At 46.0% G+C, this 11,009-nt stretch carries 10 protein-coding genes; 4 read left to right on the top strand and 6 right to left on the bottom strand.

Annotated elements, in window-relative coordinates; genetic code table 11:
* Nucleotides 1-15 precede the first annotated feature (15 nt).
* Nucleotides 16-423 (top strand): hypothetical protein, encoded by a 408-nt coding sequence (locus D0S45_17950; protein ID TIH12442.1) that lies wholly within the window; start codon nucleotides 16-18, stop codon nucleotides 421-423.
* Nucleotides 424-985: 562 nt separating this feature from the next.
* Here D0S45_17950 and D0S45_17945 read toward each other — a convergent pair.
* Together D0S45_17945 and D0S45_17940 are read right to left on the bottom strand one after the other, a co-directional pair.
* Complete coding sequence (locus D0S45_17945; GenBank protein ID TIH12441.1) at nucleotides 986-2,290, bottom strand: response regulator; 1,305 nt, start codon at nucleotides 2,288-2,290, stop codon at nucleotides 986-988.
* Nucleotides 2,166-5,519: a hybrid sensor histidine kinase/response regulator gene (locus D0S45_17940; GenBank protein ID TIH12440.1), complete on the bottom strand. Its 3,354-nt coding sequence runs from the start codon at nucleotides 5,517-5,519 to the stop codon at nucleotides 2,166-2,168. The genes D0S45_17945 and D0S45_17940 overlap by 125 nt, the downstream gene beginning before the upstream one ends.
* A 201-nt stretch (nucleotides 5,520-5,720) precedes the next feature.
* Between D0S45_17940 and D0S45_17935 the strand changes: the two genes are divergently transcribed.
* Both D0S45_17935 and D0S45_17930 read left to right on the top strand, forming a co-directional pair.
* Nucleotides 5,721-6,746 (top strand): response regulator, encoded by a 1,026-nt coding sequence (locus tag D0S45_17935; GenBank protein ID TIH12439.1) that lies wholly within the window; start codon nucleotides 5,721-5,723, stop codon nucleotides 6,744-6,746.
* Nucleotides 6,747-6,795: 49 nt separating this feature from the next.
* On the top strand, nucleotides 6,796-7,932 hold the full coding sequence (locus tag D0S45_17930) for a response regulator (protein ID TIH12438.1): 1,137 nt from the start codon (nucleotides 6,796-6,798) through the stop codon (nucleotides 7,930-7,932).
* Here the strand turns inward: D0S45_17930 and D0S45_17925 are convergent, their stop codons facing one another.
* Nucleotides 7,933-8,184, bottom strand: coding sequence for a hypothetical protein (locus D0S45_17925; GenBank protein TIH12437.1), 252 nt, complete (start codon nucleotides 8,182-8,184; stop codon nucleotides 7,933-7,935).
* 124 nt (nucleotides 8,185-8,308) lie between these two features.
* On the opposite strand from D0S45_17925, the gene D0S45_17920 reads away from it, so the two are divergent.
* A complete protein-coding gene (locus tag D0S45_17920; GenBank protein ID TIH12436.1) occupies nucleotides 8,309-8,581 on the top strand; it encodes a hypothetical protein in 273 nt (90 codons plus the stop codon).
* A gap of 197 nt (nucleotides 8,582-8,778) precedes the next feature.
* Here D0S45_17920 and higA read toward each other — a convergent pair whose 3' ends face one another.
* Genes higA through D0S45_17905 form a run of 3 tightly spaced genes read right to left on the bottom strand, consistent with a single transcriptional unit; the run spans nucleotide 8,779 to nucleotide 10,605 of the window.
* Nucleotides 8,779-9,078 carry an addiction module antidote protein, HigA family gene (higA, locus tag D0S45_17915; protein TIH12435.1) on the bottom strand — a complete coding sequence of 100 codons (300 nt, stop codon included), beginning with the start codon at nucleotides 9,076-9,078 and terminating at the stop codon, nucleotides 8,779-8,781.
* The gene (locus tag D0S45_17910; protein TIH12434.1) at nucleotides 9,078-9,356 is read right to left on the bottom strand and encodes a Killer protein; all 279 of its coding nucleotides are present in this window, start codon (nucleotides 9,354-9,356) and stop codon (nucleotides 9,078-9,080) included. Before D0S45_17910 ends, higA begins: the two co-directional genes overlap by 1 nt.
* 58 nt (nucleotides 9,357-9,414) lie before the next feature.
* Nucleotides 9,415-10,605, bottom strand: a complete 1,191-nt coding sequence (locus D0S45_17905) for a site-specific integrase (protein TIH12433.1) — start codon at nucleotides 10,603-10,605, stop codon at nucleotides 9,415-9,417.
* Nucleotides 10,606-11,009: the final 404 nt, after the last annotated feature.

The raw sequence follows: 11,009 nt of genomic DNA, 5'->3' as shown, positions 1-11,009 counted from the left end.
ATGTAGAGTGAAAATATGAATAGAAAAGTGGGTAAAAACAATGAGTTATCTGTCTTTAGCAAATTGATAATCGAAAACGGTAGGCCAATGGTTTCCTCTTTAGTCGTGGCTGAGTTGTTTCAACTGGAGCATAAGAGCGTCCTGCAAGCTATCCGCTGCCTTGAAGTTCCTGATGAATTTAACGAGCGCAATTTTGCGTCCGCATCAATTGAGGTTGAAAAGCCGAATGGAGAAAAAATAAAGGAGTCGTCCTGCAACATGACCCGTGACGGTTTTACTATGCTCGCCATGGAAACTATCGGTAAGAAATCCATCGAGTGTACGATCATTTTATTTGAAGCTTTCAACGACATGGATGAGCGGCTGAAGAGGGAGCTAGCAAAAATGCAATTATACGTACGAAAAGGCTATCCAGTTCAGTGACAAAAGTAAGGCTAAACTTAAGCTATCAGCATCAGGAGCCAACAAGCATCAGCCGCAAATAGCAATTCAGAAGAAGAAAGAATGCAAATTTACGAAATGGGGCATCAACGCTCCCCCAAAGGGATAAAGTTGAAAATAGCCAAAACAAATAGGGGCCCGCCAGCCGTTTAAGAGAAGAGCAAGAAGAAAGCTGAAAGATCCGGACCGCAAAATAGCCAAACAAGGGCAGAGGATTTCCGAGCTGGAACAGGAGGTTCAAGGTTGCCGTGATTTGCTGAGCGGGTTGGAAGGTGTTTTGAGCGAGTTGGAGGCGTTATCCGATCGTTTGCAACTTTAGTGGTGAAGCGTAACCAAAAAAGGAAGTTAAAGCGCATTAAAATTAACAGGTAGCATTGTTGGAGGGGGGTGTCTGTATTAGTTCCGAATTGATCTACGCCTAATAAGTTATTTGCTTTCAGATGTTTTATATACTGTGACTATGCATGGTGGGTTGTACTAAGGGCCTTGGTAACTTTCTAAGCGCGCACGGTCTGGGGGACAATTTATGTCCCGCGTGACTTGCTCAGTCCTCCTCGTCAACTGTGCACAACCTGCATGGAACGGTGAAGTTGACAGTAGTACCGACACCTTCTTGACTTTCCAACCAGATGTGTCCTCCCATAAGCTCGACGAGATGTTTTGAGATAGAAAGACCAAGTCCTGCGCCGCTGTAGACCTTGGTCATAAAGTTTTCTCCGATGGAAAAAGGCTCGAAGATGTAGGTCAGTTTTTCCTCGGAGATACCGATACCGCTGTCCTTGACGCTGAAACAGAAAATGACCGTAGCTGGCTCACTGAGCATTGCCTCATTTTCTCCCCAAAATTTGACTGCTACATCTATGAAGCCGCTATTCGTGAAACGAAGTGCATTATTTAACAGGTTCATAAATACTTGGCGAATACGACCAATATCAGCATACAGAAAATCTGGAATAGTTGCTTCAAACGAGCTTGTAAAAGTAAGTCCCTTTTGATTTGCCTGATCCCGATAGAGATAAAGAACCTGATCAATGCTTTCCCTTATTTTGAATTGACTGGGACAAAGAAGGATTCTTTCGGCTTCCACGCGGGATAATTCCAGTAGATCGTTGACCATGGTCAACATCCGGGAAGAAGATTTCAACGTATCCTCCAGGAACTCCTTCTGATCTTTACTGAAGGGACTTCCCAAGAGGAGTTGGGCCATTCCCATGATCGCGTTGAGTGGTGTCCTAAGTTCATGGCTCATATTAGCAAGAAAGCTACTTTTGGCTCGATTAGCTGACTCTGCTTCATCTTTAGCTTTTTCAAGTTCTATGGTCCGTTCACTGATCAAATTTTGTAATAATCTTGTCTGGTTGTATAATGAGAGATGAGTCTTTACCCTTGCCATAACAATTGAGGGGGTGAAAGGTTTGGTGATGTAGTCCACAGCTCCCAGGTTCAAGCCTTTTTCTTCATTTTCAATCTCATCCATGGCCGTTACAAATATTATTGGAATCTGACGAGTTCGCTCATCGGCCTTCATCATTGTGCATACCTGATATCCATCTATTCCCGGCATCATGATATCCAGCAATACAAGATCGGGGGGGGCATCGGATAAAGCCATCCGCAGGGCGTCTTCCCCATTGATAGCTGCGTAGACACGATATTTAGGACTCAATAGCTCACTCAGAATATCCAAATTGGCTGGAGTGTCATCGACAACTAAAATTCGGGCCTTATCCATTTTCTCCCTCCTTCTGCTCACATTCAGATATAAATTGCTCAACCTTTGTACGCCCGCGAGTGAAATCGAATTTACCAAGCATAAAACCGAGTTCTTTTGCAAACTTTGGAGCAGCATGAGTTAATTCAGATTCGATGGATCGATAAACATCTCTGGCTTCGACATCGTGTTTCTCCAGAAGGTCCGACATTTCCCTTATTTGCGGCAGGATCTTCAGAGCTTCCTGAAACAGAATGTTTTTGCTTTCAGCGTTACCATCACTGACACATTCATCCTTTTCAGTGTCAGGAAATGCTTTGATAATTGCTTCAGCTATACGTTTTCTTTCCGGCTCCATATTTTTTAGTAAAGTTAACGCGGTGTCAGAGCCGTTCTTCAAAGCAGTCTCAATTTCATGAAAAGCCAGGTACATCGTTTCGGCCCCGATATTTCCCGAAACTCCTTTCATAGTGTGAGCTAAAGGGCGCGCTTCTTCATATTTTTTTTCGGAAATCATAGAGAAAAGATTTGAGTGCACCTCATTGCAATCATGCGCAAAGTTAACGAGGAGCTTTTCATAAAGCGCAAGATTACCTCTGACTCTTGCTATGGCCAATTTTGCATTGATCCCTGGTAAATTTGTAAAAATAGCAGGAATATTCTCTCCTTTAACCATAGGAGATGGTTGTACATATTTAGTTTTAGGCTCATCCGGTAGCCATTTGGTAAGTACTTCCATGAGTAGGTCGGGATCAATGGGCTTCGTGACGTGGTCGTTCATGCCCGCCAGAAGGCTTTTCTCTCTGTCTCCGACCAGGGCGTGTGCCGTCATGGCTATAATAGGGAGGGATTGCAGATTTTCATCAGACCGAATGCTTTTCACTGCTTGGAAACCATTCATGATCGGCATCTGGATATCCATCAACACGGCATCGTATGTGTTGGTTCTGACCATCTCCGCCGCCTCCTGTCCGTCATTGGCTATTGAGACAGTCACGTCAGCTCCTTCAAGTATTTCCCGTGCTACCTGTTGATTAATCTTGTTGTCCTCGGCCAGCAGGATGTGTGATCCGGCCACATTTGCCGGGATTCCATTTCGAATATTTTCCTGAAGAGTTTCTCTTACCCGGTAGTCATCATGAGCAAAAGCACCCATGATGGTGTCAAACAGGAGTGAGCGGTTGAACGGCTTGAGCATGAATCCATCAAGATCAATCTGTTCCGCCCGATGACGGATTTCATTATGCCCGTACGCAGTAAGCATGATAATTTTGGGAATATTTTCAAGAAGACCGCCCCCCTTAATTTTTTGGACCAGTTCAATGCCATCGATATCCGGCATTCTCCAATCAGTGACCACCAGTTTGAAGGGTTTGGATTTGTCGTGTTCATGCAATAGGCTCAGTGCCTGTTTTCCATTTTCCGCAGTCACCACATCAAATGTAAATGACTGTAAAACTTTATCAAGAACTGTCCGTAACATCTTGCTGTCGTCCACAACAAGAACGCGCATCCCTCTGACATCTTCGGGGTAGATATAATGCTCTTGGATATGTCTGCTCTGTAGTCCGAATGGGATGACAAAAAAGAACTCACTCCCTTTGCCCATTTCACTTTTTAGCTCCATGGTTCCCCCCATCAACTCTACCAAACGCTTACTGATAGTCAGTCCAAGTCCGGTACCTCCAAACCGCCTGGAGATAGAGTCATCGGCCTGAGAAAACGGTTGAAAGAGCTTGGATGACTGTTCCGGGCTAATGCCGATACCGGAGTCCTTAATTGAGAATCGGATCTTTGCGATGCTACCGGATTCTTCGACAAGCTCAGCCGAAATAATAATTTCACCAGACTCGGTGAATTTTATGGCATTCCCTGCCAGGTTCAAGAGCACCTGCCCAAGACGAAGCCGATCCCCAACAAGCAGATTAGGTACTGTACTTCTGACCATTAACAGAAGTTCAAGACCTTTTTGCTCAGCTTGGAGGCCGAGTATGTTGAGTATGTCGTTAAACACGTCATCCAGAAGGAAATCGACCTTTTCCATTTCCAGCCTGTCTGCCTCTATTTTTGAAAAATCAAGTATGTCATTAATTATTCCAAGCAACGATTTCGCGGACATATCGACCTTTGTTAGATAGTCATGCTGCTTGGGAGACAATGCGGTTTTTAGAGCCAAATGAGTCAAACCGATTATTGCATTCATCGGGGTGCGGATTTCATGGCTCATCCGGGCCAGAAAATCACTTTTAGCCCGGTTGGCATCTTCTGCTGCCAGCTTGGCTATTTCTAACTTTTTTTGTCCGAGAACCCGCGCCGTTACAAATCTGGCCCTGGTCAGCGCTCCAAAAAGTATGAGCAGGATAATGCCGCAATATACAATAGCGTAGCGAGAAGACACACGTGAATGCATAGCGTTGATGGTCGACTCCGGAGTCAGACAAACTATTTTCCACCTGCGGACATTACCGTTTAACTCTCTCTTCCCCACTTCAGGAGAGACGACAATTGTTGAGTATGTATAGAGACCGTCAGTAGAGGAGAACTGTCCGTCAGGAGATGAGGAAATTTGTTTCCAGGCTTCTGGATTTACGGTTCTGAAATTAATTTCTTTCCGGTCAGGGTACATGAAGGCCCATTCTTGAGTCCTGTCTGGAGAAAGAAGCCAATACCCGTCACTGTTCAAGAGCATTGATAACATCGAATGATTGTTGGGCCCCTCAATATTATCGAGAATGCCATCGATAATTTGTTGTCCGAGATAATTAAGTACGACTAGGCCTATCCTCCGTTCGGCTTTGTCATATACAGGCATGGATATCCTGATCATTGGTTTGAGAGGCTGCTCAATTTTTTTGTTTTCAATATTGAGATCAAATGGTGAGACGTATACTTCGCCGGGTTTTAAATTCAAAGACTCTTTGAAGTAGTAGCGATTTCCCTTGTCTTGAAGTTTGTCGAGAGGAACTGCCGCAGGTTGTCCGTTGTTATTATTGACCCGAATCAATTCCATTCCGGTATTGCAAAGAATCCTGACCTGATCATAGACCTTGCGGACTTGGCATAAGGATATGAACTCCGACTCCACGTCAGTGCGTGCTAGGGGGGCATTATTGCGTAAGAACCGCTGTACCTCAATGTGATTGGTTGCCAGTTGAATATCGTTGAACAGGCTTTTTAAGTCTAGGCTGACCTTCTGCGCCAGCAATTTGTTGTGCATTTTTGCATTGATTGAAATCACTTTTTTTAGTGAATCAGCTTCCTGACGATACATGAAATAGCAACCGATTCCTGCCAGAAGAGCAAGGATGATTGTCGTTGTCAAAAAGCTTCGAATTGCAATATTTGGCCACTTATTCATGTTTTGCATATCCACAAACCTCAAATGTATTGAACCTGCCGAAGAGATGTCTTATGTTAGTTATCATAAAATAGGGTTTAGGTATACTCTCGCAGCTAGATCGTCGGCCAGTTACATTCTAAGGTATCCAAAAAGTAAGCCTTTCCTTTGCTGTTCTTTATTTTTTTAAAAAGTAGCCGTTTTTTCACTGTGATAAGTCGGGAGGTAAAAGTGGCGGAGCAACCAGTACAAACTGTTCTGGTGGTAGATGATATTGCTACCAATATTGAGATCCTTCTAGAAATACTTAAAGATGAGTACAAGGTGAAGGTTGCTCTCAATGGAGATGATGCCTTGGAAGTCATAGAATCAGCGGATCCGCCGGATATCGTTCTGCTTGATATTATGATGCCCGGGATGGACGGTTTTGAAGTCTGTCGCAGGATGAAGTCCAGTATGAAAAGTCGCTGCATTCCTGTCATCTTTGTCACTACAAGGGATGCAGAAGATGATGAGACTCTCGGTTTTGAGCTGGGGGCTGTTGATTACATCACCAAGCCAATTAATCCTGCCATTGTGAAAGCGCGGGTCAGGACGCATTTAGCCTTGCACAATCAGAACATTGCTTTGGAGCATCAGGTGGCTGAGCGGACTAAGGATTTGTATTCAACCCGGCTGGAAATTGTCCGTCGTCTTGGAATAGCAGCAGAATATAGAGACAATGAAACCGGTCTTCATATTATCCGCATGAGCAAATACTGCCGCACAATAGGTAAAGGGGCAGGGCTCAGTGACCGCGAAGCGGACATCTTGCTGAATGCGGCCCCTATGCATGATGTCGGCAAGATCGGTATCCCTGATAATATTCTTTCCAAACCGGGAAAGCTAAACCCTGAAGAATGGGAGATAATGAAGACTCATACGTTGATTGGAGGGAGTATCATCGGTGACCATGACAACGAGCTCATGACTACAGCCAAAAGTGTCGCTTTGACCCATCATGAAAAATGGGATGGGACAGGTTATCCAAGGAATTTATATCGTAAGAATATCCCTCTTGAAGGGCGCATTGCAGCCATTGCTGACGTATTCGACGCCTTGACATCCGAACGGCCATACAAAGTCCCCTGGCCAGTGGAAAGGGCCTTCGATCTCCTTTTAAAAGAGCGAGGCAAACACTTTGATCCCGAACTCATTGAAATTTTCTTCAAGAACATAGAGGAAATTATGTCCATCAAGGAGCGGCATACTAAGTAGAATATGGGCGGCTGTAAGTTCCCGGTTCAAGAACAAGGTGGGTAAGCAAATGACCAAGAAGCGAGTACTTATTGTAGATGATTCTCCGGAAAATATTCAGGTTCTCGTCGAGGCACTCAATAATAAATACACTATCCTTGCAACCCAAACCGGGGCAAGTGCTCTCAAACTGGCCCGGACCTCACCCCAGCCGGACATCATCCTGCTGGACATTATGATGCCGGAAATGGACGGATACGAAGTTTGCCGCAGACTTAAAGAATCAGCTACAACAAAAAAAATCCCGGTAATCTTTGTCACTTCCCTGACCGAGGTGCAGGATGAGGCTATGGGACTAGAACTTGGAGCGGTGGATTATCTGACCAAACCTGTAAATCCGGCCATAGTTCAGGCCCGGGTGTCCACCCACCTGAATCTTCGTCAGGCTCAGCAAGACACTGAAAAAGTCCTGAGCAAGACACTCCAGGGGGCTGTAGCAATGCTCACGGACATTATAGGCTGGCTCAACCCTGTTGCCGCCAGTCGCAGTGAGCGGTGTTCCCGTCTGGTCGGAAAGATAGCCAGAGAGCTCGGGGTCAGCCCGGTATGGCCTGTTGAACTGGCGGCGCGCCTGTCCCAGTTAGGAAGTATTGGCATTACTAGCAAAAGCCTGAAATCATTATACGCAGGCAACACTAAGCATGTGTCCAGCGAGGAGGTCGAATTTTTCAAAAATCACCCTGCGCTGGGAGCAGATCTGGTACAGGAAATTCCGCTTCTGGGACGTGTGGCCGAGCTGGTGGCAGGCCAGTGCATCCTCTTTGACGGCGACGTTTCTAAACCGCCCAGTCCACAGCAGATTTTGCGGTGTACCCTTGATTATGACCAGCACATTTTACAGGGAGCTTTACCGGAAGCAGCCCTGTTGCTGATGGAAACAGCAGAACCGGCTTATGACCACCGTATCCTTGAAACTCTGGGGCAGGTAACTTCCTCCATTGCCACCGGAACTACTGCCGGGTTGTTCGGTCCACTTGAAATCCGCCTGGACATGATTCTGGATCAGGATGTGATCTCGATAACAGGGATGTGTGTGGCCTCCAAAGGAACCATAGTCAATGAGACCGCACTTCGGGTTATTCACCGTTTCGGGGCAAATGGTATGATTGAAGGAAAAATTCGGGCTATGATTGTTGAGCCGGAATAGTCAGTTAATTTTCAAAAATTTTAACAGCCTTCCTAGGTCCATCCGGGGCAAGATGGGCGTAGCGTTGAATCGTTTTAAAGCTATTGTGCCCCATGAGTTCCTTAACGGTGTATAACTCAGTTCCTTGTTGGACGTGTCATGATGCAAAAGTATGGCGAAGGCTATGAAAGCAGACTCTTTGTCTTGGATCGTCCACTTCTTTGTTGAATATTTCAGCTGCAATTCTGCCGAATGTCTTTGATACTCTTGCAAGTCTAGCTCCAGCAATGGTGCTGAATAACCGTTCTGCGCTTGCGTGAGGTTCAGCGGATTTACGTGTAAACCTCACATACAATCGTCAGAGCAGAGCTACGGCAAGCCCCACTTCCGGTGATTTTTGGATCACCACTTCTGTAGGTGGAGCAATAGGCGCAGTGATACCTTTGCTTCCGGCACCACCTACTCTGTTTTCTTCGCTCTTGCAGACGGCAGTAAACATGATGACGATAGCGTTGATGGAAAGATCACTGACCAGGTCGTACTCGGCACCAGCGCCGCCTCTGGATCAGGCTCTGGTTATGTATTTAACCTGACCCAGACCTTCGGCATGGAATGGATGATGTTAATGTTTGCGCTTGTAGCAGATTTAAGAAATAATCATCCGGTGTGATTAGGAGAAGAACCTAACTATAAAGGCCCCTCTTTCAGGTGAAGGAGGGGCCTTTATAGTTAGGCCGACTGAGACCAAATAAAAAGACGATTCCTTGTCATTGCCGAGCTATGGTATATCGAATGCGCATCCATTGCTAATAGGGAGAAGATGATTGATTTTATCGGGCCACTCGGCGGCAATTCTAAGAAGGGCAGTTAAACCACCGAACACCCTCGCCCCACAGGAGTAACCCCAGACAAATCAACCTGACTGCGTACCTTGCCAAGGTCATAATTGGCCTGCATAGCCAGCCAGCTTTCGGGGGTACGTCCAAGAACCTTTGAGAGGCGCAGGGCCATTTCTGGGGATACCGCGCTCTTGGCGTTCAGGACACGGGCGAGAGTGGAGGGAGCCACGCCGAGCATCATTGCCAGCTTGCGACAGCTGAGATTGTATTCTTCCATGTATACGGAGCTGATAAGCTCACCGGGATGTGGGGGATTATACATAGTCATTAGTGGTAATCCTCGTAGTTTAAAATGTATGCATTCCCGTCGCGGAACTCAAAAGTCAGCCGCCAATTGCCGTTAACGGTTATGGACCAGAGGTCCGCACGGCTTCCTTTGAGTTTATGCAGCCTGAATCCGGGAAGGTTAATGTCTTCCGCTTCCTGAGCCGTATCAATGACTGAAAGCTGGATTCTGAGTCGCTTGGAATGCTTGGCCTGTATCCCGGCTGTTGAACCGGATCGATAAAATTTTTCCAGACCTTTGTGCTTAAATGTTTTGATCATTGTTCTTCATTAGTATGTTGCGCACTGCGCAACGTTTTGTCAAGAAGTGTCGAGGACACTAGTTCTCTAAAACAGCCACCGCAGCTTTTAAATTATCTGGTGCAAGATGGGCATACCGTTCAGTCATAGCTAGAGTGGAATGGCCCATGAGCTTTGCCACGGTGTAAAGTGGAGTCCCTCGTTGAACCAACCAGCTTGCGAAGGTATGGCGCAGGGTATGGAAAACAACTTTCTGCCTGCGGTCGTCGATGCCGACATTTAAGCCCAGCTCGTCAACTGCTTCATTGAAAAGTCTAGAGACCTCATTGAGTTTCTTACCGCGTTGTGCACTGAAGACCGGCCTTTGGTCAGGATCGACTTGCTTGCGCAGTTCTCGGAGTTCTTTCTTTACTTGCTTGGTCATAAACGCGTGACGTGAGAATCCATTCTTGGCGTCACGTATCAGGATCATATCTTCCGCAAAATTTAGATCCTTCCATTCAAGGTCGATGATCTCGCCAGCTCTAAGTCCGCAATACAGGGAAACCAAAGATACACTATGCAGCAGCGGATTTCTTTCCAGCAGCACATCAAGGAGCTGGTCTGCTTCATCTTCTGACAGGAAACGTGTCCGACGATTGTCCATTTTGGGCATCTTGATTTTCTTGACCGGATTATCGCCTTTAAAAATATCCAGATTCTTGGCGACATTATATACTTGGCGCACGGTCGCAAGAGCATACTGTATGGATCGAGGGCTGCGTCCCTTTTCAGACATATTGGTTTTGATCTTTTCAAGGTCAGTTGCTGACACGCTGGCAAAAGGGCAGTCGCCAATTGCCGGTGAAATCCAGATACGATGTAGGCTTTCTTCCCGTTTCCATGATTTAGCTGCTTTGTTGGCTTCCGCTTGCGGTCGATAGAATTGAGCCCAGATTTCATCAAAGGTGATACCCTTGTCTTTCTCGGCTCTCGCGCGTGCTTCCTGCTCTTCGAGTGCAGCGGCAGCCATTTCCTTTTTCTGCTTAAGCGTCTGGGGAAAATTGCCCTGAGTCTGGTTGACCTTAAGCTCACTGAGAACGTTTGCAGCATCTTGGGCTTTAACGCCCTGACTGGCCCAGCCTATGGACTCAGTTTTGGTCTTCCCTTTATACTTGTAGGTGATGGTAAAATATTTGTCCGGCTGAATGCCGTGCTTGCGGGTTTCGTGTTCCCGGTAACGCACTCCGGGGTACTTCGTTTTGTTCCACTTGGGTTTCGTTGCCATCATTACCTCCAAATTCTGTACAACTCCTGTACAACTTTTTTTGAGTATGGACAATGATCCTAAGTGATAATTTGTGAAGCTTAATTGACTAAAAATTTAATTAAAATAAATAGTAAGTGAATTTAAATGAAATTGTGTGATTTGTTGTGAAACACCAAAAAACGGACTCAAAATCCGCCGGGTTCACGCCCTTGCGAGTTCGAGTCTCGCTCCCGGTACCAGATAATACAAGGACTTACAGCTTTTGTGCTGTAAGTCCTTTTCTTATGCGGCACAATGTCAAGCACCCCGTCAAATCTATCTTCAAGTCTTTTTAGGCCGTAGTCGTCCCTCACCTAATGGTGTAACTATTGATATTCCTTTTCTTATTCGTGCTCTGAGGCACCAAGTACCGATTCGGTATCAAG

The organism is Marinifilum sp. JC120 (assembly GCA_004923195.1).
GTDB lineage: Bacteria > Desulfobacterota > Desulfovibrionia > Desulfovibrionales > Desulfovibrionaceae > Maridesulfovibrio.
Note: the sequence above shows the minus strand (reverse complement) of the source record. Positions and strands in the feature narration are given on the sequence as shown.